The sequence below is a fragment of the Streptomyces sp. NPDC046909 genome (genome assembly GCF_040644695.1).
In the GTDB taxonomy this organism is placed as follows: domain Bacteria; phylum Actinomycetota; class Actinomycetes; order Streptomycetales; family Streptomycetaceae; genus Streptomyces.
The window spans coordinates 228,252-249,088 of the sequence record NZ_JBEYXC010000003.1 but is presented as its reverse complement, the minus strand read 5'-3'; the positions used below and the strand labels follow the sequence as shown (position 1 = coordinate 249,088).

The following is a 20,837-nucleotide window of genomic DNA, read 5'->3' as shown; positions in this document are numbered from 1 at the left end:
CCCGGTTAGGGTGGTGACCATGGCAGATGCGGTGGAGCGTGATCCGGAGGCCGTCTCGAAGTTCGTGGAGACCTTCGCGGCGCAGCTCGTGGAGGCGGGGATGCCCCGGATGCCGGCCCGGGTGTTCGCCGCGCTGCTCTCCTCCGACGAGGGTTCGCTGACCTCGGCCCAGCTGGGCGAGCTTTTGCGGATCAGCCCCGCCGGTGTCTCCGGGGCGGTGCGCTATCTCGCCCAGACCCACATGGTCTCGCGGGAGCGGGAGCCGGGGTCGCGCCGGGAGCGGTACCGGGTGCACGGGGATCAGTGGTACGAGGCGCTGACCAACCGGGAGGCCGTGCTCAAGCGGTGGGAGGTGGCCCTGCGGGAGGGCGTCACGAGCCTCGGTGCCGAGACGCCCGCGGGACGCCGCATGGCCGAGACGCTCGCCTTCTTCGAATTCGTCGACGGCGAGATCTCGGCCATGATGGAGCGGTGGCGTGCGCACCGCCAACAGCTGTTCGGCGACTAGGAGTTACCCGACCAGGAGTTACCGCTCCTTCGTCTCCTCCAGCACCGTCCGGCCCAGCAACTGGTACCTCTCCGGCGACCGGCGCTTCAAGTACTGCGCGTACCCGATGCCCAGCGCCGCCACCAGCCCCACCAGCCACGGCGTGGCCTTCAGTACCAGCGAACCGGACTCCGTGCCCGCCGCCGCGCCCATGTTGGACACCAGCAGGGCGACCACCGCGAGCATCGCCACGCCACCGACGACCGGGGCGGTGAGGGTGCGGAACCAGTGGCGGCTCTCGGGGTGGTTCTTGCGGAAGTAGACGAGGACCGCGAAGGAGCAGACGGCCTGGACGATGAGGATCGCCATGGTGCCGAGGATGGCGAGCAGGACGTACGTACCGGTGTACGGGTCCTTGCCCGCGACCCAGAACGCGATCAGCAACAGGGCGGTCACCACCGTCTGGACCAGGCCCGCGATGTGCGGCGAGCCGTGCTTGGCGTGGGTGCGGCCGAGGGTGTTCTTCAGGGAGGGGATCACGCCCTCGCGGCCCAGTGCGTACATGTAGCGGGCGGCGCAGTTGTGGAAGGCCATGCCGCAGGCGAGCGAGCCGGTGATCATCAGCCACTGCATGACGACGACCGCCCAGTGGCCGACGTACTGCTCGGTGGGGTTGAAGAAGAGGGCGAGGGGGTTCTCGGTGGCGACCTTGACCGCGTCCGACTCGCCCGTGCCCGTGATGGCCATCCAGGAGACGAAGACGTAGAAGACGCCGACGCCGAGGACCGAGATCATCGTGGCCTTGGGGATGATCTTCTTCGGGTTGCGGGACTCCTCGCCGTACATCGCCGTCGACTCGAAGCCCACCCACGACCAGAAGGCGAAGAAGAGTCCGAGCCCGGCGCTGGTGCCGTGGAAGGCGTTGACGGGGTTGACCGGGTCGAGGCTGAAGCCGTCGGGGCCGCCGCCGTGCAGGGCGACGGAGATCGCCATCGCGGCGAGGATCGTCACCTCGGTCGCGAGCAGGACGACGAGCAGCTTCTCGGCGACCGAGACGCCGAACCAGGTGCCGGTCGCGTTGATCGCGAGCATCAGGGCCGCGAACGCCCACCAGGGGATGTCGACCCCGGTCTGGTCCTTCAGGGTGTCGGTCGCGAAGGTCGAGAAGATGCCGATGAGCGCCGGCTCGAAGACGACGTACGCGAAGGTCGCGAGCAGTCCGGAGGCGAGGCCGATCGTGCGGCCGAGGCCGTAGGAGATGAAGCCGTAGAAGGCTCCGGTGGAGGTGATGTGCTTCGCCATCGACGTGAAGCCGACGGAAAAGATTGCCAGTACGACCATTGCGACGAGGTAGCTCGCCGGGGCGCCGATGCCGTTGCCGGCCGACACCATGAAGGGCACGTTGCCCGTCATCGCGGTGATGGGCGCGGCGGTCGCGACCGCCATGAAGACCACGCCCAGCAGGCCGATGGCGTTGGGCTTGAGCCGGTGGACGGTGCCGCCCTCTTCTGTTCCAGCCGCCGGGGCGACTCCCTCGTCCACTGCCATGGGGCAGGCTCCTCTCCTACTTCTCAACTGGTGCGATGGACCGGAACTCTGTAGGCCGAATGAGTCGGCCAAGGGTCTCGGGGCGTTAAATGTTTGTCAACCAGACCTTTAGAACTTCTGGGAACCCGCGCGGAAATCTCATGGCAACACGTGGCTCGTACGGTCCCCGGCATGACCGTGTACACATCCGTCCTCGGCGGTGAACGCCACCGCTTCGACACCCTCGCCCGCCTCCTCGCCGCCGCGAGCCCCGAACGCTCCGGCGACCACCTCGCCGGCCTCGCGGCGACGAGCGCGCGCCAACGGGTCGCGGCGCGCTGGGCGTTGGCGGAGGTGCCGCTCACGACCTTCCTGACCGAGCCGCTGATCCCGTACGAGACGGACGACGTGACGCGGCTGATCCTGGACACGCATGACGCGGCGGCGTTCGCTCCGGTGGCGGGGATGACGGTCGGCGAGTTCCGGGAGTGGCTGCTGGCGGCGGACGGTCCGTCTTTGAGCGCGGTGGCTCCGGGGCTCACGCCCGAGATGGTGGCGGCGGTGTCGAAGCTGATGGGGAACGCCGACCTGGTGGCCGTGGCGCGGAAGGTGCAGGTGATCACCGCCTTCCGTTCGACGATCGGCCTCCCGGGGCGGCTGGCCACCCGCCTCCAGCCGAACCACCCCACCGACGACCCGGCCGGTGTGGCGGCAGCCCTGCTGGACGGCCTGCTGCTCGGCTCGGGTGACGCGGTCATCGGCATCAACCCGGCGACGGACAGCCCGAAGGCGGTACGGGACCTGCTGGAACTCCTGGACGGAGTGATCCAGCGCTACGCCATCCCCACCCAGTCCTGCGTGCTGTGCCACGTCACGACGAGCGTGGACCTGATGGAGCGCGGGGCCCCGGTGGACCTGGTCTTCCAGTCCATCGCGGGTACACAGGCGGCGAACGCCTCCTTCGGCGTGACGCTGAGTCTGCTCGACGAGGCGTACGAGGCCGCGCTGAAGCTGGACCGGGGCACGGTCGGTCGCAACGTCATGTACTTCGAGACCGGCCAGGGCGCCGCGCTCTCCGCCGACGCGCACCACGGGGTGGACCAGCAGACGGTGGAGGCGAGGGCATACGCGGTCGCCCGCCGCTACGACCCCCTGCTGGTGAACACGGTGGTCGGCTTCATCGGCCCGGAGTACCTCTACGACGGCCGCCAGATCCTCCGCGCCGCCCTGGAGGACCACTTCTGCGGCAAGCTGCTCGGCCTGCCGATGGGCCTGGACATCTGCTACACGAACCACGCGGACGCCGATGACGACGACGTGGCGACGATGCTCACCATGCTCGGCGTGGCCGGGGCGTCCTTCGTGATCTGCACGCCGGGCGGCGACGACATCATGCTGAACTACCAATCCGCCTCGTACCACGACGCGTTGTACCTGCGGGAGGTGCTGGGCCTGCGCCCGGCACCGGAGTTCGAGGCGTGGCTGTCGTCGATCGGCCTGCTGGACGAACGGGGGGCGATCAGGGAGGTGCCGGGCGGGCATCCGCTGACGGCGATCGGAAGGGAACTGGCGGCATGAGTGAAGTAGCTGTAGGCGGTGGCGAGTTGTGGACCTCCCTCCGCCGCCACACCCAGGCCCGCATCGGCCTCGGCCGCTCCGGCTCGGCGCTCCCGACCCGGCACCGGCTGGAGTTGCAGACCGCGCACGCGGCGGCCCGGGACGCGGTCCACTCCCCCTTCGACCCCGACCGGGTCGCGGCCGGGCTGACGGGCATGCCGACGGTACGGGTCCGCAGCGCGGCCGGCGACCGGCTGACCTACCTCCAACGCCCCGACCTGGGCCGCCGGTTGGACACCACCGACCGCGCGCATGTGCCGGTGGGGGAGTGGGACGTGGTGTTCGTCGTCGCGGACGGGCTGTCCAGCCGGGCGGTGCACGAGCATGCGGCGGCGGTGGTGCGCGAGACGGTCGCGCGGCTCGGCGACTGGCGGGTCGCCCCGGTGGTGCTGGCCGAGCAGGCGCGGGTGGCCCTGGGCGACGACGTGGCCTCCGCCATGGGCGCCGCGATGGTCGTCGTCCTCGTCGGTGAGCGGCCCGGCATGTCGGCGGCGGACTCCCTGGGCGCGTATCTGACGTACCGGCCGGTGCCGGGGGTGACGACGGACGCCGACCGGAACTGCCTGTCCAACATCAGGCCGCCGCTGGGGCTGTCGTATGAGGGGGCGGCGGGGAAGTTGGCGGGGTTGATGGGGAGGGCGCGGGAGCTCGGGGTGACGGGTGTGGGGCTGAAGGACGAGAGCGACAGCGAGGCTGTACAGGAGCAGCTACTTTGAGTGGTGATCGACCGCCACGGAAGAAGGCGAGCCCTTCATGTCTCCCAGCTTCGAGGACCTGCTGGACGCCGGTGACGAGTTGAAGGTGCCGCCCGGATTCAGGGTGGAGATCATCCGGGGGAACATCGTGCTGTCGCCGTGGCCCCTGGGCTATTACGCCCGCGTCATGGAGCGTGTATGCCGACAGCTGCGCCCCCACCTGCCCGAAGGGCACGTCATTAGAGCAGGGCCGCTGCTGTATCTCTTCCCGAGGGACGAGCGCGCCTACGAACCCGACGTCTACGCGACCCATCGACGACCTTCAGAACCACCAGCAACCGCCTGGACGGCGACGCGCTCTCCTTCGTTGCCGAGCTGACCTCCCCCTCCACCCGCGACGACGATCTGACCGACAAGGTCCGGGTCTACGGACGGGCCGGCGTCCCCGTCTATCTGGCCCTCGACATGCAGGAGGAGCGTGCCAGCGTGTTCTGGACGCCGTCCGCCAAGGGATACGAATCGCACTGCACGCGGCCGTTCGGGGAGACGCTCCTGATGCCCGCGCCGTTCGACTGCCCGCTCGACACCGACGGCTTTGCATGGCGCCCCCAAGAGAAGTCCGACGGACGGACCGACGACCAGCCCGACGCCTAGCGCGGCATCCGGCGCCCCAGAAGCCCCGTCCGCTCCCGCAGTCGTACGGCCCTGTCCTCGGCGTCGGACAGCGGCACCTGTACGTCCCGCAGCCCTTCAAGGCCGCCGTCCGCGACGACGGGGCGCCGTACCTCGATGCCGGCCCGCTCGGCGAGCACCAGGACGGTCGCGACGAAACCCTCCGACAGCGCGTCGACGACGGCGTGCCGGGTGCGGTCGTGCAGTGCGATCAGGGCGTCCGCGAAGGGGGCGAGGGCGGCCGGGTCGACCTGGCACTCGTCGTTCTCCATCGGCCCGAAGCCCGACGGAACGCCCACCTCCTCCTCGTAGACCCGCACCTGCGCGAGGAACAGCCGGGCGGCACCGTTCGACGGGTTCCACAGGGTCTCGCCGTCGAGTTCGAAGTACTGGCTCATTGGTGTCCTCGGCGTCTTTCCGTGCGATTCGGCGGACCGGCACGGTAACAGCGACCCCTCACCTCCCCGGCAACGTCAGCCCCAGCGCCCCCTCCCACACCGTCCACGTCCGCCGCCGTACCGGCCCCCACACCCCGGAGTCCGCCCGGTACCGGAAGTCCGTTCCCGAGACGGTCACCGTCCGTCCCCGGGCCAGCAGCGGGGACGCCTCCGCGCCCACCGACAGCGGGCGTACCTCCACCGCGGCCGTGCCGGAGTCGCCCGGGGTGACCGAGACCGTCTCGAGCGGCTGGTCGAGGTCGATCAGTGTCACCCCGTCGACCTCGACCCGCAGCCGGGCGGGCCGGGGTGCGGGGGCGTGGAGGTCCCGCGCCGGGCGGGCCGGGACGAGGGTCCGTACGAGGGACTGGCAGGTGCGCAGCCAGGGCCGCCCGGGAGCCGAGCCCAAGGCCCCAGCCTCAGCTCCAGGCTCAGGCTCAGGCTCCTGCTCCGCCTCCGGAGGACCCGGCAGCGCCGGGATCCGCAGAGCGCCAAGGACCACCCCGTCGCTGTCGTCGACGAGCAGGTCGAGCCGCCGCTCGGCCCCGTCCAGGACCGCCCGCGCCGCCGCCACCGCGCCCGTGGGCACCCCCAGGGAACGCGCCACGGTGAGCCCCGCGCCCACCGGCACGAACGACAGCGCACATCCGGCCAGCTCCCGCTGCCGGTGCAGCAGGGACACCGCACGCACCAGAGCCCGGTCGTCGCCGACGACGACAGGCCGCCGGGACCCTCTTCGGGCCAGTACGCGGGCGAATTCCTCGGGGCCCTCCGGCAGGCACACTTTGGTGGTGGCACCCGCGCTGAGCACGTCTTTCGCGATCCGTACGGACTCGCCGTCCGTCCTCCGGGCGACCGGGTCGATGACCACGAGGAGCTGGTCGGAAGTCGCCACCTCGGTCATGCCTCGCTTCCTCGGGTAGCATCTTTGTGCAAGAGCCCCTTGCGCTATTGCGCCAGGGGCTTCGTCTATTCCGGGGCATCCGGGTCCGACGGGTTCGCGGCCGACGCCGGCCGACAGGTGGCCGAAGCTGGTCGCCGGGGTACGAGGCACAAGGCCGTGTCGCGTACGCCCCTGACCTTGGACATGCCCCGCCCGGAAGGGGTGTACGCGCGTGCCCGCACTTGTGCTGCTCGGTGCTCAGTGGGGTGACGAAGGCAAGGGAAAGGCGACGGACCTGCTCGGCGGATCCGTTGACTATGTGGTGCGCTACCAGGGCGGCAACAACGCCGGCCACACGGTAGTCGTGGGCGACCAGAAGTACGCCCTTCACCTCCTCCCTTCCGGAATCCTGACCCCGGAGTGCACTCCGGTCATCGGCAACGGTGTCGTCATCGACCCGTCGGTCCTGTTCTCCGAGCTGAACGGGCTGAACGAGCGCGGCGTCGACACGTCCAAGCTCCTGATCAGCGGTAACGCTCACGTCATCACGCCCTACAACGTGACCGTGGACAAGGTGACGGAACGCTTCCTCGGGAAGCGGAAGATCGGCACCACGGGCCGCGGCATCGGCCCGACCTACGCCGACAAGATCAACCGCGTGGGCATCCGGATCCAGGACCTGTACGACGAGTCGATCCTCGCCCAGAAGGTGGAGGCGGCCCTCGACGGCAAGAACCAGCTCCTCACCAAGGTCTTCAACCGCCGCGCCATCGAGGTCGGCCAGGTGGTCGAGGAGCTCCTGAGCTACGCGGACCGTCTGAAGCCGTACGTCGCCGACACCGTCCTGATCCTCAACCAGGCCCTGGAGGACGACAAGGTCGTCCTCTTCGAGGGCGGCCAGGGCACCCTCCTGGACATCGACCACGGCACGTACCCCTTCGTGACGTCGTCCAACCCGACCGCGGGCGGCGCCTGCACGGGCGCCGGCGTCGGCCCGACGAAGATCAGCCGGGTCATCGGCATCCTGAAGGCGTACACCACGCGTGTCGGCTCGGGGCCGTTCCCGACGGAGCTCTTCGACGAGGACGGCGAGGCGCTGCGCCGCATCGGCGGCGAGCGGGGCGTCACCACCGGCCGCGACCGCCGCTGCGGCTGGTTCGACGCGGTCATCGCCCGCTACGCGACCCGCGTCAACGGCCTGACCGACTTCTTCCTCACGAAGCTCGACGTCCTCACCGGCTGGGAGCAGATCCCGGTCTGCGTCGCCTACGAGATCGACGGCAAGCGAGTCGAGGAGCTCCCCTACTCCCAGACCGACTTCCACCACGCGAAGCCGATCTACGAGACCCTCCCCGGCTGGTCCGAGGACATCACCAAGGCCAAGTCCTTCTCCGACCTCCCCAAGAACGCCCAGGCGTACGTCAAGGCCCTTGAGGAGATGTCCGGCGCCCCGATCTCCGCGATCGGCGTGGGCCCGGGCCGCGACGAGACGATCGAGATCAACTCGTTCATCTAAGGCGCACCAGGACGCACTAGGACGCACCTCTGCCCGTGGGCCGGTCATGGAACTCCTTGACCGGCCCATGGCCTTTTCTGACCGGCCCATGGCCGTTTCCTGGTTTCACCGGGAAGTAGAGGAACGCAACTATCTACGCGGGTAGTTGTGCCCTCCTCCCTCTCCCGTCCCAGGAGCTCCGTATGCCCGTCAGTCCCATGAACCGCCGCGAGTTCGTGCAGAAGTCGGCCGTCACCGGTGCGGCCGTAGCCGCTGCGGGGGCGGTCGGCACCGGTACCGCCGAAGCCGCCGAAGCCGCCGAACGGAAGCCGCGCACCTGGTCGTTCTCCATCCTCGGCACCACCGACCTGCACAGCCACGTCTTCGACTGGGACTACTACAAGGACGCGGCCTACTCCGACAGCAAGGGCAACTCCGTCGGTGTCGCCCGGGTCGCCACGCTCATCAAGCAGCAGCGGGCGGCGAAGGGGGAGGAGCGGGTGCTGCTCGTCGACGCCGGGGACATCATTCAGGGCACCTCGCTCGCCTACTACTTCGCGCGCGTGCAGCCCATCACCGGCAAGGGCGTCAAGCACCCGATGGCCGTCGCCATGAACCACATGCGCTACGACGCCGCCGCCCTCGGCAACCACGAGTTCAACTACGGCATCGAGGTGCTGCGGAAGTTCGAGAGCCAGTGTCGCTTCCCCCTCCTCGGCGCCAACGCCCTCGACGCCAAGACCCTGCGGCCCGCGTTCCCGCCGTACACCGTGAAGCGGATCTGTGTGCCGGGCGCGCCCGACATCAAGGTCGGCATCCTCGGGCTCACCAACCCCGGTATCGCGCTGTGGGACAAGGACAACGTCAGCGGCAGGATGGTCTTCCCGGGCCTGGTCGAGCAGGCGAAGAAGTACGTGCCGAGGCTGCGCGCGCTCGGCTGTGACGTCGTCTTCCTGACCGACCACTCCGGGCTCGACGGATCGACCTCCTACGGCGACGCGCTCCCGTACGTCGAGAACGCCTCCAACCTCGTCGCCGAGCAGGTCCCCGGCATCGACGCGATCCTCGTCGGCCACACGCACGTGGAAGTCCCCTCGTACACCGTGAAGAACGCGGAGACCGGCGAGGACGTCCTGCTCTCCGAGCCGTACTGCTGGGGCTACCGGCTCAGCGTCTTCGACTTCGAGCTGGAACTCGTGCACGGGCAGTGGAAGGTGACGAGCAAGACCTCCCAGACCCTCAACCCCAACACCGTCGAAGAGGACCCGGAGATCAAGAAGCTCCTGGAGGCCGACCACGAGCTGGTCGTGAAGTACGTCAACACCGCGGTCGGCACCTGCACCGAGGACCTCTCGGCCGCCGAGTCCTGCTGGAAGGACGTCCCGATCATGGACTTCATCCATCAGGTGCAGATGGACACGGTGAAGGCGGGACTGTCGGCCAGTGACGCGGCCCTTCCGCTCATCTCCGTCGCCGCGCCCTTCTCCCGCACCGCCGACATCCCGGCCGGCAGCGTGACCATCAAGGACATCGCCGGGCTCTACATCTACGACAACACCCTGTACGGCAAGAAGCTCACCGGCGCCCAGCTCAAGGACTACCTGGAGTTCGCGGCGAAGTACTACCACCAGGTCCCGGCGGGAACGGCCGTCGACACCGCCACCCTCACCAACGCCAACAGCTTCTGGGACTACATGTACGACACCGCCGCGGGGGTCTCGTACGACATCGACATCGCGGCGGCGGAGGGCTCGCGGATCAAGAACCTCACCTACAACGGGAGTTCTGTCACCGACGACCAGGTATTCGTCGTCGCCGTCAACAACTACCGTGCCAACGGCGGCTCCGGGTACCCGCACATCGCCTCCGCCGACATCGCGTACAGCTCCACCAACGAGATCCGCCAGCTGATGATCGACTACGTGACGGCGAAGGGGACGCTGAACCCCGCCGACTTCGCCGTCACCAACTGGAGGCTGACGCAGGGCGGGACGCCTGTGTTCTGACGGGGACACAACGTCCACCGGACGTTTATGAGGACTTGGTAACTCTGGTACCAGACGTACTCATTCGCTTCGGGGGGACCGATGGATACGGAAGGCTGGATCGGCGAGCTGGGCAGGCCGGGGAGCGTGCGGGAGCTGGGCGGGGTGCGGGTGTCCGCCGTGCGCTGCCCGGCCCGGTCGCTGGCCGGGGGCGGCGGGGGACCGTACCATCTGGCGCTGCTGCTGGCCGGGGAGCTCGTCCTCGACCAGGTGGGCCGGACGGCACGGGCCGGCCGCGGGGATCTGGTGCTGCTGGACGGGGGACGGCCGTTCCGGCTGGCGTTCACCGCGCCCCGGAACACGGTCGTCACCGCCCATCTCCATGTCGTCCCCGGCGATCCGGCGCGTTGCGTGGCGCGTACGTTCAGCGGCCGGGAAGGGCTGGGCGGGCTGGTCGCCGGGTTACTGACCGGGCTGGCCCGGGACACCACCCCGTACCGGCCCGCCGAGGAACGGCGGTTGGGGCAGGCGGTGCTCGAACTGGCGGGCGCTCTGCTGGACTTGAGGCCATTACAGGGCCGCCCGGAACAACCCCGCCTGCCGCGGATCCAGGCGTACATCCTGGAACACCTGGGCGACGGCCGCCTCACTCCCGACGACGTGGCCGCCGCGCACCACATCTCGACCCGCTATCTGCACCGGCTCTTCCAGCGTGAGGGGCTGACCGTGGCCGCCTGGATCAAGGCGCAGCGGCTGGCGCGGTGCCGCCGGGACCTGGCCGAGGTGCGCCTCGCCCATGTGCCGGTGCATGTCCTCGCGGCCCGCTGGGGGTTCGCCCAACCCGCCGATTTCAGCCGGGCGTTCCGCACCGCGTACGGCGTCGCGCCGTCGGCGTTCCGGGTGCGCTCCCTGCCAACAAACAGTGCGCGTACCGCCAACGACACTCTCCTCGCGGCTCAGCAGACTCAGGGATGAGGACCAGTACCACCCGTTTTCACATCCATGGGGGAACCGTATGGCTGAGAACGAAGCAGTCGCCGCTGCCGCGGCGGCGAGCGCGCAGAAGCCCGTCGAACCGCGCGGCGGCGCCGGGGTGTTCGACGTCGACCCGGACCAGACCGGGGTGAGCCAGGACCCGAAGCAGGTCGTCAAGGGGGACATCTCCGTCTTCCCCGAGAACGCGGAGGTCTGACATGGGATCCGTCGCGGGGATGCTCGCGCAGATGCGCGCACTCATCGGCACCGGGGAGTATCCGCCCGGCTCCAACAGCAACAAGGTCACCGACTGGTACGGCTTCGACGACGCGTGGTGCGACATGACCGTCAGCTACGCCGCCGCCCACTCGGACAACCTCAGCGCGGTCGGCGGCAAGTTCGCGTACACCGTCGCGCACGCCAACAATTTCAAGTCTCGGGGCCGTTGGCACTACGGGCTCGGCGGGATCCGCGCCGGGGACATCGTCTTCTTCGACTGGGACGGCAGCCGCAGCATCAGCCGCATCGACCATGTCGGCGTCGTCGAGGCGGTGCACTCCAACGGCACCATCACCACCATCGAGGGCAACACCAGCGACAAGTGCCAGCGCCGCAGCCGCAATTCGGCCTGCGTGGTGGGCTACGGCCGCCCCAGCTACGGCGACGCCAGCCCGCTGCCGTCGACCGACGGCATCCTGCGCAAGGGCTCCAAGGGCGCGGCGGTCAAGACGCTCCAGAGCAACCTGAACACCGTCATGAAGTCGGGCCTCGTGGTGGACGGCGACTTCGGCGCGGCCACCGACAAGGCCGTACGGGCCTTCCAGAAGAAGTACGGCCTGACGATCGACGGCGAGTACGGGCCGCAGTCCGCCGCCGTCATGAAGTCCGCACTCAAGGGCGGCACCAAGCCCACCCAGCCGACCCCGCGCCCGCCGGCCGCCGGAAAGCTCAAGGTGGACGGCGAGTTCGGCCCCAACACCACGGCGGCCCTCCAGCGCGCCCTCAACAAACACGGCGCCAAGCTCACCGTCGACGCCTCCTTCGGCCCGCTCACCAAGAAGGCGCTCCAGTCCTATCTGAAGGTGACGGTCGACGGAGCGATCGGCCCGAACACCATCAAGGCCCTTCAGAAGAAGGTCGGTTCGGGCGTCGATGGTCAGTGGGGCACGGACACGACCCGGCATCTCCAGACGGCGTTGAACGCGGGCACGTTCTAGTTCGCATGCCGGGTACGCGGCCCAGCTCTTGCCGGAAACGGTGAGGTTGGGCCGTTCGGCGTTCTTGGAGTCACGGATGTGGACGGCCGCAGCCGGGCACCGGCTGATGGCTGACGGCGGGCTGTTCGGGTGGTGGTTGCGGGGCGCCGGGCGCGGTGTCCGGGCCCGGTGATCCGCCCCCGCCGTTCATGGTTGCCGTATGGATCTTCTTCTCAAGGACCGGCCTGGTGCCGGTGTCGCCCGTGGACGTCGTCGTCTCGGGCTGTTGGTCTCGGTCTCCGCGCTGGCCGGTCTGCTCCGTTGAAGCATGCCTCCCGCACACGCGGACGACGAGGAAGGGAGGAGCAGCCGGCCGAGGGCGCTACTCCCTGACCAGCCCCACGAACGCGGCCCAACTCTCCCCGGACACGGTGAGGTTGGGCCCGTCGGCGTTCTTGGAGTCGCGGATGTGGACGGCGGCGCCGGGGCAGGGGGCTATCTCGACGCAGTCGCCGCCACCGCTGTCGCTGTACGTCGACTTGCGCCAGGCGTAGGCGACTTCGAGGCAGGCGCCGCCGCCGTCGTCGCTATAGCTGGACTTGAACCACCGCAGGGTGTCGGTGCTGTTCATCGTTCCTCTCCTGCCAGTCGCTCGATGAGGTCCAGGGAGTCGTCGGGACTCAGGGCCTGCGATCGGATCTTCGCATAGCGGTGGGTCAGTTGGGACACCTCCACCGGTTCGGTGATGAGGAGGGACTGGTCCTCGACCTCCAGATACACGACGTGCTCATGCTCCTCGGTCACCACGAGATGCATGGGCCCGCGGGCCCCTGCGTACGCCCCGTGCAGCCCCCGGTCCTGCGGAAGCACCTGTACACAGACATTGTCCCTCCGCGCGTCCTCGGCGAGCGAGCGCAGTTGTCCACGCAGGATCTCCCAGCTGCCGAACGGCCGTCGCAGCACGCTCTCTTCGAGGATCAGCTCGATCATCGGAGCCGGGGCGCGGTCGAGGAGCCGCCTGCGGGCCATCCGTGCCTCGACCAGTTCCTCGCGCTTCTCCTCCGACACCGGCGGATAGCCGCCGCCGATCAGCGCCCGCGCGTAGTCCTCCGTCTGGAACAGGCCGTCGACGACATGCGTCTCGTACGAGGAGATGGTGACCGCCTTGGACTCCATGTCCGCGAACCCCCGGAACCGCTTCGGGTACTTCTCCAGCAGCATCCACTTCCGCGCCACCTCGAAGACGGGCGCCATCTCGCCGCCGATCACCTCCTTCAACTTCACCAGCATCTGGTCGCTCGCCGGCTGCGCGCACGTCTCCATCGCACTCACCGCCGACCCCGTGAAGCCCAGCTCCTTCCCGAACTGCTCCTGCGAGAGCCCCTTCTGCTCGCGCAGTGCCTTCGCCAGGGTGGCCACGAGATGTGCCGTACCGCCCGCCGTCGTCTTGTTCTCCGCCCGCGCCATCGCGGTCACCTCCGGACTCAACCGAACTCAACCGGTACCGACTCGCGACGCACGGTCGCCGACCATGACCGACCGATGACGCAGAGTCATAGTTGAAGCTAGCCGGGCCTGCCGACACTGTCCGCATGAATACGCAAAGTGACGAGGTAAACCTCGACGACCCCGAGTGCGTCCCTGAGCTCCCGGACTGGATCCCTGACAGGGGTGTCCAACTCCGCAAGGCGGGCGTCCAGTTCGACGCGGTACGGATCGACGGCGACGAGGGGCGCGATCTGGCCGACCGGCTGGCGCGGATGACGGGGGGTGATCCGGGGCCGGTGCTGGAGGTCGCGAGCGGGCGGCGCTGTGTGTACTTCCTGGTCGCCGCCGGGAGCACCGCCCACCATCCCTGGCCGGACGGGGTGACGAGACTGACCTCGGGGCCGGACCGGGAGACGTTCATTCCCATCCCCGCGCTGGACGACCGGACTTGGCCGTTTTCCTGGCGCTATCCGCCCACCGGCCCGGACCGTCTCGTCCACACGCTGCTGCTGCGGACCGCCCTTCACTCCGGGGAGTGAAAAGTGGGAACTTCCGCCCGGTAAAACCCGGTTGCGGCTTGCGTTCGTCGCTCTGCGTGCCCATAGAGTCACGGCAGCACGAGCAAGAGAACGCCCCCGCGGTGCGCTAACACCCGGGGGCTCGACACCAGGAGCGCGAGCTCCACCAGGAAGGCTGGCGCTCCGGATGCGCATCCATCGTACGACGCCCGCGCGCGCGTTTTCAGTGTTCTCCAACGCCCTTCTCCGCGACCGGAGTATCTCCTGGTGTGCGGTCGGCGTACTGACGTACCTATTGAGTCTCCCGGAAGGCGCCCGCGCCAACATCCGAAGCCTCTCGGATCAGCGCAAGGAGGGGCGGGCCCGGATCGCCGCCGCCCTGCATGAGCTGGAGGAATCCCGGTATCTGCGGCGGGTGGTGAGGAAGAGTCGGGAGAACGGGCAACTCTTCACCGTGTACGAGGTTTTCGATACTCCGTACGACGAAGAGCCTCCGGACGCACCGGAGAGTGAATCTCCGGAAGCCGAGCCGCAAGCTGTGCTGGAGCCCGAGAACCTGGCCTCCGGAGAGTCGGCTGACGCGGCGCCGGGCGAGCCCCCTTCGGGGGAAAGCACCGGGGAGCAAGAACCTCCCTCCCCGCCGCCCGCGCCTCCGGCCGCGCCGAGCGAGCGCACCGCGCTCGCCGCGAAGCTCCTCGGCTCGCTCGGCCGCAGTGAGCCCCGGCTCACTCTCGGTGCCGCCGAGGCGTTGCGGCTCGCGCCGCTCGTGGAGGCGTGGTGGGACGCGGGGGCGAGCAGTGCGCAGGTGCGGGCCGCGCTGACGGACGGGCTTCCGCGTCGGATGTACTCGGCCGCCGCGATCATCGAGAACCGACTGCGCCGCAAACGCCCGGCGCCGCCGACTGCGGCTCCTGTCAAGGTCGTTGAGATCTTGCAGCGCACGCCCGGCGAGAGCGTCTACGTGGACGCGGCCCGGCGTGGGGGTGCGTTGGCGCGGGCCTTGCTGCGGGGGCAGGCGGCGCCTGCGTAGGCGTACCCGAGTACTCAAGCTCCCGGCTCGCGCATGTGCGGGCCGGGTCAACCCAACCGAAAGGAATGCGATGACAGTGTTGCTCGAACGAGCCGACACGGTATACCGCCGGTATACTTGCGTCATGGCTGACACCACCGTCAAGGTCGACCCCGCTGTCCGTGACCGCCTCATGGTGCTCGCCCGCGAGCGCGGAATGACCATGCGTGACCTGATCGCCGAGCTGGCGGGAGCCACCCCCACGAAGGAGGAGCTGCGCAAGCGGTACGAGGAGACGAAGGCGTACTGCGAGACGCACTTCGGGGTGACGTTCACCGACGAGGATCACGACCGGGTGGAGAAGGTCTGGCAGGACCTTGAGGCCGGTCGGCCGGTGGAGAGCCTGTGAGCGCGCCGAGGGCCGCGTCCACCGGCGTCGTCTTCGACGAGTCGGCGCTGCTGGCGTTGGGTTCGGGGAACTCGCTCGCCTCGCAGTTCGTCGCCAACACCGAGCACGGACCCACCCGGCATGTCTACGTGCCCGCGCTCTGCTTGGCGGCCGCCGACGGTATGCGCAAGGGGATCGCGGAGCATATCGGCGCCCTCCCGGCCGTCGAGATCGTCGAGCTGGACTTCGCGGGTGCGTCCACGGTGGGGGCTCTGCTGCGTGACGGCGTGGAGTGGCGGCTCGGTCATGCAGTCCATCTGTCCCGGCCGACCGTCGACTGGCCGGACGGGCGGCACGTCGTGACTGCCGACCCCGACCTGTACGCGGACCTGCCCCTCGTACGCACGATCAGGCTCCCGCGTCCGCGATGAGCCGAAGGGAGGGGGAGGGGGCGCTCGGTGTTTGGGTTTCACCTCTCCCCTCCTGGCCTTACGCTGTAAACGTACGCGTGTCCACTAACGAGAGAAGGTGAGTGCGATGCGCGTCCTGCTCAAGGCGTCCCTGAACACCGAGAAGGCGAACGACCTCATCCGCAGCGGCAAGCTGCCCCAGCTGATGCAGGAAGCCCTGGAGAACATCAAGCCCGAGGCCGCCTACTTCACCCTCGACCACGGGGTCCGCACCTGTTACCTGGTCTTCGACATGCAGGACAGCTCCCAGATGCCGCCGACCGGCGAGCCCTTCTTCATGGATCTCGACGCCGAGCTGGACATGACCCCGGTCATGAACGCCGAGGACCTGCAGAAGGGCCTCTCCGCGCTGCGCTGAGCCTCAGCTGAAGATGATCATCGAGCCCTGCGCCAGACTCCGCGTCGCCGCCGCGTGCAGGCCCAGCCAGACGTGGCGTTCCCGGGCGAAGGGGCTGGGGTCGTACGGGGCGGGGACCGCCGGTTCCTCCAACTCCGTGGGGCCCAGCGGCGGCTGGGGCGGTGCCGGGGGGTTGGCCGGGTCGATGCCGATCACGGGGGCCACCAGCTCCAGCTCCCGCAGGAGGGTCTGGGAGGAGCCCAAGGGGCCGCCGCTGGCGAGGAGTTCGTCGTTGGCGAGGGGGTGCGGGAAGTCGACCGGGACGTACGCGCCCGCGTGGTCGTAGTGCCAGACGAGGTGCGACTGCTGGGCCGTCGTCTCGAACATCTCCAGCAACTGCTCGTAGTCCCCGCCCAGTTCGTCGACCGGGGTCACCGGCAGACCGCAGACCTGGAGGAGGTACGCGCGGCGCAGGAAGTGCAGGGCGTCGTAGTCGAAGCCGGCCACCGGGGCGACCTCGCCGGACAGGCCCGGCATGTACTGGTACACCGGCACCGGTGGCAGACCGGACTCGGTGAGCACCTTGTTGAATTGCGCGAGTTCCTCGGCGAACGGGTTGTCGGGGGTGTGGCACAACACGTCGACGAGCGGTACCAGCCACAGGTCACAGGCCAAAGAGGGCTCCTCGCATAGCACGGTGTAGCGAAGTGGTCAGGGAAGAGTAATCGGTACGGCGGGTCGTGGCTTCCCCCTGGTGTCCCATTGGTGCCCCGTATCCATGCTCTGGTACCCATGCTCCGGCGGCTGACGGCCTATCCGTCGGCCAGCTTCTCGACCACCGCGAGGGAGTGCGCGTTGTAGGCGCTGACGATCTCCCGTGCCGCCGCCGTGTCCCGGGCGACCAGGGCGTCGATCAGCGGGGTGTGCTCGGCCCACAGCCGGCCGCGCAGATCGGTGAAGCGGCGCAGGTGCTGCACGGCGCAGACCCAGGACTGCACGCGCAGCCGGTGCAGGAAGTCGGAGAGGTAGGGGTTGCCGAAGACGGCTCCCAGTTCGCGCCAGAAGCGCAGGTCGTAGCCGATCAGTACGGTGATGTCGCCGGCCGCGGCCGCCCGCTGGGCCTCCTCACCGCGCCGCCGCACTCCGGCGAGGGCGGCGAGGACCCGGGAGTTGTCGGGGTCGTGGACGAACCCCTGGTGGCCGTTGTCGAGGGCGTGGAACATGCCGTCGATGACCAGGCTGCGGGCCTCGATGATGCCGCGGTAGTCGGCGAGGGAGTACTCGTGCACGCGGAAACCGCGATGCTGGTCGGCCTCCAGGAGACCTTGAGCGGAGAGGTCGACGAGCGCCTCGCGGACCGGGGTCGCGGAGACCCCGTACTGCTCGGCGATCTCCTTGACCGTGAACTCCTGCCCGGGCTGAAGACGCCCCGCGAGCACTTCGTCGCGCAGGGCGTCGGCGATCTGCTGCCGCAGGGTGTTGCGGGTCACGGCGCCGGTGCCGGGCATGGTCGGGCCTCTCCCTGATGGCGGTCGGGTGGCGTACACATACACGTACACGTCCATGTGTACGAGCACGCCACCTTACGCGTTCGGGTTCTCGAGGTGTTTACCCGCGTAGCGCCGGTCGGCCCTTGCCGGTGCCTGTCACCCCTGACGGCTACTCCGTGTGCTCGTCCGCCACGGAGAGCGCCGCGTCCAGCGCCGAGAGGCCTTCCTTCAGCTCGGCCTCGGTGACGTTGCACGGCGGCACGACATGGGTGCGGTTCATGTTGATGAACGGCCAGATGCCGTGCTTCTTGGCGGCGGCGCCGAACGCGGCCATCGGGGCGTTGGCCTCACCGGCCGCGTTGTACGGCACCAGCGGCTCGCGCGTCTCCTTGTTCTTGACCAGGTCCAGCGCCCAGAACATGCCGACACCGCGGACCTCGCCGACGGAGGGGTGCCGCTCGGCGAGCGCGCGCAGGGCGGGCTCCACGACGGTCGCACCGAGGTTCTTGGCGTTCTCGACGACACCCTCCTCCGCCATGACGTTGATCGTCGCGACGGCGGCGGCACAGGCCAGCGGGTGCCCGGAGTACGTCAGCCCGCCGGGGTACGGCCGCTTCCCGAAGGTCTCCGCGATGGCGCCGGAGATGGCGACACCGCCGAGCGGGACGTAACCGCTGTTGACGCCCTTGGCGAAGGTCAGCAGATCGGGCACGACCCCGAACAGATCGGCCGCGAACCACTCACCGGTGCGCCCGAACCCGGCCATGACCTCGTCCAGGATGAAGACGATCCCGTACTTGTCGCAGAGCTCACGGACGCCGGCGAGGTAGCCGGGCGGCGGGACCATGATGCCGGCGGTGCCGGGGATGGTCTCCAGGATGATCGCGGCGACGGTGCCCGGCCCCTCGAAGGCGATGGTCGTCTCAAGGTGCTCAAGGGCCCGCGCGCACTCCTGCTCCTCCGTCTCCGCGTAGAAGCGGGAGCGGTACAGGTACGGCGCCCAGAAGTGCACGACACCGGCGGAGGCGCTGTCGGAGGCCCAGCGGCGCGGGTCGCCGGTGATGTTGATCGCCTGCTGCGTACCACCGTGGTACGAGCGGTAGGCGGAGAGCACCTTGGGCCGCCCGGTGTGCAGCCGCGCCATGCGAACAGCGTGCTCGACGGCATCGGCCCCACCATTGGTGAAGAAGATCTTGTCCAGGTCACCGGGCGTCCGCTCGGCGATCAGCCGCGCCGCCTCCGACCGCGCCTCGATCGCGAAGGCGGGCGCGAACGTGGACAGGGTTGCGGCCTGTTCCTGGATCGCGGCGACGACCTTCGGGTGCTGGTAGCCGATGTTGGTGTAGACGAGGCCACTGGTGAAGTCCAGGTACCGGTTGCCGTCGTAGTCCCAGAAGTACGACCCCTCCGCGCCGGCGACGGCGAGCGGGTCGATGAGCTCCTGCGCGGACCAGGAGTGGAACACATGCGCACGGTCCGCGGCCTTCACGGCGGCGCCGACCTCGGGGTTTGGCTGAGGGGTCATGCGGGTGAGCGTAAATGTCCGCGATACGGAAGCGGTATCGGCGTCCTGTCTGTGGACGGGGGGTTTCCGCGACAGGTTGTCGGGCTTGGGGGGTCGGTGCCTTGGCTTGGAGCGGGCGGTGCCTTGTCGTGACGCCACTGGTTCGCTCCGTTACGGAACCGTCGACCCCGCTCCGCCGACCTCCGCGTACGGCCGCACTATCGTGCCCGTATGCCCGCAATATCGTGGGCCGCCGCACAGGGGTGGCGCGCACGGGGGAATTCGGGGGAGGTCCTGCGATGGAGAAGCTGGGGGCGGGGGATCCGCAACGGATCGGGGCGTACCGGCTGCTGGCGCGGCTCGGGGCAGGCGGGATGGGGCAGGTGTTCCTCGCGCGGTCGGACCGGGGGCGTACCGTCGCCGTCAAGCTGGTGCGTGAGGAACTGGCCGCGCAGGAGGAGTTCCGGGCGCGGTTCCGGCAGGAGGTGCGGGCCGCGCGGCAGGTCGGCGGGTACTGGACCGCGCCGGTTCTGGACGCCGACACCGAGGCGGCGGTGCCGTGGGTGGCCACCGGGTATGTCGCCGGGCCCAGCCTTCAGCAGGTCGTGGGGCACGATCACGGGGCGCTGCCGGAGCGGTCGGTGAAGATCCTCGCCGCCGGGCTCGCGCACGCGCTGAAGGACATCCACGCGGCGGGGATCGTGCACCGGGACCTGAAGCCGTCGAACGTGCTCGTGACGATCGACGGACCGAGGGTCATCGACTTCGGCATCGCACGGGCGCTGGAGACCCTGGCCGACGGCGGCCTCACCCGCACCGGCTCACTGGTCGGCTCGCCCGGCTTCATGGCGCCCGAGCAGGTGCGCGGCGACCGGATCACCCCGGCCTGCGACGTCTTCTGCCTCGGCTCGGTCCTCGCGTACGCCGCCACCGGCAAGCTCCCCTTCGGCTCCGGCGGCAGCGGGGTGCACGCCCTCATGTTCCGGATCGCCCAGGAGGAACCCGACCTGGAGGGCGTACCGGAGGGCCTCGCCGACCTCGTCCGCGCCTGCCTGAAGAAGGACCCCGCGGCCCGCCCGACCCTGGACCAGGTCCTGGACCGGTCGGGCGCCGAGGACACGGTGTCGGGCGGACGGTCCCGGGACCCGTGGCTGCCGAGCGCGCTGGTGGCGCAACTCGGGCGGCATGCGGTGCGGTTGCTGGAGACGGAGGATCCGGAGGGGCCCGGGGGTGGACCGGCGGTTGGGGCTGGAACGGGCGTTGGAGGCGGGGCTGGGGGCGGGCCGGGTGCCGGTGCGGGTGCCGGTGGCGGGCCCGGGCCGGGTGCGGGTGTCGGTGGCGGGCCCGGTGCGGGTGCCGGTGGCGGGCCCGGTGCTGGGGCTGGTGTCGGGTCTGGGGTTGGTGCCGGTGCTGGTGTCGGGGCTGGGACTGGAGCCGAAGCTGATAGCGGTGCCGGAGCCGGAGTGGGCCCCGGCGCCGGAGCTGGCCCCGGAGCCGGAGCTGGCCCCGGAGCCGGAGCCGGAGCGGGTGTCGGGGGCGGGCCGGGTGCGGGTGTCGGTGGCGGGTCCGGTGCTGGGGCTGGTGTCGGGTCTGGGGTTGGTGCCGGTGCTGGTGTCGGGGCTGGGACTGGAGCCGAAGCTGATAGCGGTGCCGGAGCCGGAGTG

Annotated in this window: 22 protein-coding genes and 1 pseudogene; 15 read left to right on the top strand and 8 right to left on the bottom strand. The window is 69.6% G+C overall.

Going from position 1 to position 20,837, the window contains the following annotated elements; all coding sequences use genetic code 11:
* The first annotated feature begins 19 nt into the window (after positions 1–19).
* Positions 20–508, top strand: coding sequence for a MarR family transcriptional regulator (locus ABZ928_RS09840; protein ID WP_361516557.1), 489 nt, complete (start codon positions 20–22; stop codon positions 506–508).
* Between the two features lie 18 nt (positions 509–526).
* Here the strand turns inward: ABZ928_RS09840 and ABZ928_RS09835 are convergent, their stop codons facing one another.
* Entirely contained in the window at positions 527–2,035 is a 1,509-nt protein-coding gene (locus tag ABZ928_RS09835) for an APC family permease (RefSeq protein ID WP_361516556.1), read from the bottom strand.
* A gap of 171 nt (positions 2,036–2,206) precedes the next feature.
* On the opposite strand from ABZ928_RS09835, the gene ABZ928_RS09830 reads away from it, so the two are divergent.
* The 3 genes and pseudogenes from ABZ928_RS09830 (at position 2,207) to ABZ928_RS09820 (ending at position 4,980) form a co-directional block, all read left to right on the top strand.
* Positions 2,207–3,592, top strand: coding sequence for an ethanolamine ammonia-lyase subunit EutB (locus ABZ928_RS09830; RefSeq protein WP_361516554.1), 1,386 nt, complete (start codon positions 2,207–2,209; stop codon positions 3,590–3,592).
* Positions 3,589–4,347 (top strand): ethanolamine ammonia-lyase subunit EutC, encoded by a 759-nt coding sequence (gene eutC, locus ABZ928_RS09825; RefSeq protein WP_361516552.1) that lies wholly within the window; start codon positions 3,589–3,591, stop codon positions 4,345–4,347. The genes ABZ928_RS09830 and eutC overlap by 4 nt, the downstream gene beginning before the upstream one ends.
* Before the next feature lie 37 nt (positions 4,348–4,384).
* A pseudogene (locus ABZ928_RS09820) lies at positions 4,385–4,980 on the top strand (Uma2 family endonuclease).
* Here the strand turns inward: ABZ928_RS09820 and ABZ928_RS09815 are convergent.
* Both ABZ928_RS09815 and ABZ928_RS09810 read right to left on the bottom strand, forming a co-directional pair.
* Positions 4,977–5,396: a DUF6086 family protein gene (locus tag ABZ928_RS09815; protein WP_361516551.1), complete on the bottom strand. Its 420-nt coding sequence runs from the start codon at positions 5,394–5,396 to the stop codon at positions 4,977–4,979. The pseudogene ABZ928_RS09820 and the gene ABZ928_RS09815 sit on opposite strands and share 4 nt — an antisense overlap.
* Before the next feature lie 58 nt (positions 5,397–5,454).
* On the bottom strand, positions 5,455–6,339 hold the full coding sequence (locus tag ABZ928_RS09810; RefSeq protein WP_361516549.1) for a diacylglycerol kinase family protein: 885 nt from the start codon (positions 6,337–6,339) through the stop codon (positions 5,455–5,457).
* A gap of 211 nt (positions 6,340–6,550) precedes the next feature.
* Between ABZ928_RS09810 and ABZ928_RS09805 the strand changes: the two genes are divergently transcribed.
* The 5 genes from ABZ928_RS09805 (at position 6,551) to ABZ928_RS09785 (ending at position 11,990) form a co-directional block, all read left to right on the top strand.
* Positions 6,551–7,834 carry an adenylosuccinate synthase gene (locus tag ABZ928_RS09805; RefSeq protein ID WP_361516547.1) on the top strand — a complete coding sequence of 428 codons (1,284 nt, stop codon included), beginning with the start codon at positions 6,551–6,553 and terminating at the stop codon, positions 7,832–7,834.
* A gap of 182 nt (positions 7,835–8,016) precedes the next feature.
* Positions 8,017–9,819 (top strand): 5'-nucleotidase C-terminal domain-containing protein, encoded by a 1,803-nt coding sequence (locus tag ABZ928_RS09800; protein ID WP_361516545.1) that lies wholly within the window; start codon positions 8,017–8,019, stop codon positions 9,817–9,819.
* A gap of 81 nt (positions 9,820–9,900) precedes the next feature.
* Complete coding sequence (locus ABZ928_RS09795; RefSeq protein ID WP_361516543.1) at positions 9,901–10,773, top strand: helix-turn-helix domain-containing protein; 873 nt, start codon at positions 9,901–9,903, stop codon at positions 10,771–10,773.
* Between the two features lie 40 nt (positions 10,774–10,813).
* Entirely contained in the window at positions 10,814–10,990 is a 177-nt protein-coding gene (locus ABZ928_RS09790; RefSeq protein ID WP_361516542.1) for a hypothetical protein, read from the top strand.
* A gap of 1 nt (position 10,991) precedes the next feature.
* Positions 10,992–11,990, top strand: coding sequence for a peptidoglycan-binding protein (locus ABZ928_RS09785; RefSeq protein ID WP_361516540.1), 999 nt, complete (start codon positions 10,992–10,994; stop codon positions 11,988–11,990).
* Positions 11,991–12,351: 361 nt separating this feature from the next.
* Here the strand turns inward: ABZ928_RS09785 and ABZ928_RS09780 are convergent, their stop codons facing one another.
* Positions 12,352–12,600: a DUF397 domain-containing protein gene (locus ABZ928_RS09780; protein WP_361516538.1), complete on the bottom strand. Its 249-nt coding sequence runs from the start codon at positions 12,598–12,600 to the stop codon at positions 12,352–12,354.
* Entirely contained in the window at positions 12,597–13,436 is an 840-nt protein-coding gene (locus tag ABZ928_RS09775) for a helix-turn-helix transcriptional regulator (protein WP_361517614.1), read from the bottom strand. Before ABZ928_RS09775 ends, ABZ928_RS09780 begins: the two co-directional genes overlap by 4 nt.
* Positions 13,437–13,561: 125 nt before the next feature.
* Between ABZ928_RS09775 and ABZ928_RS09770 the strand changes: the two genes are divergently transcribed.
* The 5 genes from ABZ928_RS09770 (at position 13,562) to ABZ928_RS09750 (ending at position 16,200) form a co-directional block, all read left to right on the top strand.
* The gene (locus tag ABZ928_RS09770) at positions 13,562–13,996 is read left to right on the top strand and encodes a hypothetical protein (RefSeq protein ID WP_361516536.1); all 435 of its coding nucleotides are present in this window, start codon (positions 13,562–13,564) and stop codon (positions 13,994–13,996) included.
* A gap of 274 nt (positions 13,997–14,270) precedes the next feature.
* Positions 14,271–15,005, top strand: coding sequence for a hypothetical protein (locus ABZ928_RS09765; RefSeq protein ID WP_361516534.1), 735 nt, complete (start codon positions 14,271–14,273; stop codon positions 15,003–15,005).
* 124 nt (positions 15,006–15,129) lie between these two features.
* Positions 15,130–15,393: a hypothetical protein gene (locus ABZ928_RS09760; protein WP_230396234.1), complete on the top strand. Its 264-nt coding sequence runs from the start codon at positions 15,130–15,132 to the stop codon at positions 15,391–15,393.
* Positions 15,390–15,803 (top strand): hypothetical protein, encoded by a 414-nt coding sequence (locus ABZ928_RS09755; RefSeq protein WP_361516532.1) that lies wholly within the window; start codon positions 15,390–15,392, stop codon positions 15,801–15,803. Before ABZ928_RS09760 ends, ABZ928_RS09755 begins: the two co-directional genes overlap by 4 nt.
* Before the next feature lie 106 nt (positions 15,804–15,909).
* A complete protein-coding gene (locus ABZ928_RS09750; protein ID WP_361516530.1) occupies positions 15,910–16,200 on the top strand; it encodes a hypothetical protein in 291 nt (96 codons plus the stop codon).
* 3 nt (positions 16,201–16,203) lie between these two features.
* Here ABZ928_RS09750 and ABZ928_RS09745 read toward each other — a convergent pair whose 3' ends face one another.
* The 3 genes from ABZ928_RS09745 to ABZ928_RS09735 all read right to left on the bottom strand — a co-directional run bounded on the left by ABZ928_RS09745 (position 16,204) and on the right by ABZ928_RS09735 (position 19,194).
* Entirely contained in the window at positions 16,204–16,854 is a 651-nt protein-coding gene (locus tag ABZ928_RS09745) for a hypothetical protein (RefSeq protein WP_361516529.1), read from the bottom strand.
* 137 nt (positions 16,855–16,991) lie between these two features.
* Positions 16,992–17,687: a GntR family transcriptional regulator gene (locus ABZ928_RS09740; protein ID WP_361516527.1), complete on the bottom strand. Its 696-nt coding sequence runs from the start codon at positions 17,685–17,687 to the stop codon at positions 16,992–16,994.
* A gap of 151 nt (positions 17,688–17,838) precedes the next feature.
* The gene (locus ABZ928_RS09735) at positions 17,839–19,194 is read right to left on the bottom strand and encodes an aspartate aminotransferase family protein (RefSeq protein ID WP_361516526.1); all 1,356 of its coding nucleotides are present in this window, start codon (positions 19,192–19,194) and stop codon (positions 17,839–17,841) included.
* A gap of 278 nt (positions 19,195–19,472) precedes the next feature.
* Here ABZ928_RS09735 and ABZ928_RS09730 point away from each other — a divergent pair.
* Positions 19,473–20,837, top strand: a 1,365-nt coding sequence (locus ABZ928_RS09730) for a serine/threonine-protein kinase (protein ID WP_361516524.1), incomplete at its 3' end; no start/stop codon positions are given.

Bases quoted from the DNA above. Each gene is read 5' to 3' on its own strand.
- ABZ928_RS09840 (WP_361516557.1), top strand. From the start codon at position 20: ATGGCAGATGCGGTGGAGCGTGATCCGGAGGCCGTCTCGAAGTTCGTG.
- ABZ928_RS09835 (WP_361516556.1), bottom strand. From the start codon at position 2,035: ATGGCAGTGGACGAGGGAGTCGCCCCGGCGGCTGGAACAGAAGAGGGC.
- ABZ928_RS09830 (WP_361516554.1), top strand. From the start codon at position 2,207: ATGACCGTGTACACATCCGTCCTCGGCGGTGAACGCCACCGCTTCGAC.
- eutC (WP_361516552.1), top strand. From the start codon at position 3,589: ATGAGTGAAGTAGCTGTAGGCGGTGGCGAGTTGTGGACCTCCCTCCGC.
- ABZ928_RS09815 (WP_361516551.1), bottom strand. From the start codon at position 5,396: ATGAGCCAGTACTTCGAACTCGACGGCGAGACCCTGTGGAACCCGTCG.
- ABZ928_RS09810 (WP_361516549.1), bottom strand. From the start codon at position 6,339: ATGACCGAGGTGGCGACTTCCGACCAGCTCCTCGTGGTCATCGACCCG.
- ABZ928_RS09800 (WP_361516545.1), top strand. From the start codon at position 8,017: ATGCCCGTCAGTCCCATGAACCGCCGCGAGTTCGTGCAGAAGTCGGCC.
- ABZ928_RS09795 (WP_361516543.1), top strand. From the start codon at position 9,901: ATGGATACGGAAGGCTGGATCGGCGAGCTGGGCAGGCCGGGGAGCGTG.
- ABZ928_RS09790 (WP_361516542.1), top strand. From the start codon at position 10,814: ATGGCTGAGAACGAAGCAGTCGCCGCTGCCGCGGCGGCGAGCGCGCAG.
- ABZ928_RS09785 (WP_361516540.1), top strand. From the start codon at position 10,992: ATGGGATCCGTCGCGGGGATGCTCGCGCAGATGCGCGCACTCATCGGC.
- ABZ928_RS09780 (WP_361516538.1), bottom strand. From the start codon at position 12,600: ATGAACAGCACCGACACCCTGCGGTGGTTCAAGTCCAGCTATAGCGAC.
- ABZ928_RS09775 (WP_361517614.1), bottom strand. From the start codon at position 13,436: ATGGCGCGGGCGGAGAACAAGACGACGGCGGGCGGTACGGCACATCTC.
- ABZ928_RS09770 (WP_361516536.1), top strand. From the start codon at position 13,562: ATGAATACGCAAAGTGACGAGGTAAACCTCGACGACCCCGAGTGCGTC.
- ABZ928_RS09760 (WP_230396234.1), top strand. From the start codon at position 15,130: ATGGCTGACACCACCGTCAAGGTCGACCCCGCTGTCCGTGACCGCCTC.
- ABZ928_RS09750 (WP_361516530.1), top strand. From the start codon at position 15,910: ATGCGCGTCCTGCTCAAGGCGTCCCTGAACACCGAGAAGGCGAACGAC.
- ABZ928_RS09740 (WP_361516527.1), bottom strand. From the start codon at position 17,687: ATGCCCGGCACCGGCGCCGTGACCCGCAACACCCTGCGGCAGCAGATC.
- ABZ928_RS09735 (WP_361516526.1), bottom strand. From the start codon at position 19,194: ATGACCCCTCAGCCAAACCCCGAGGTCGGCGCCGCCGTGAAGGCCGCG.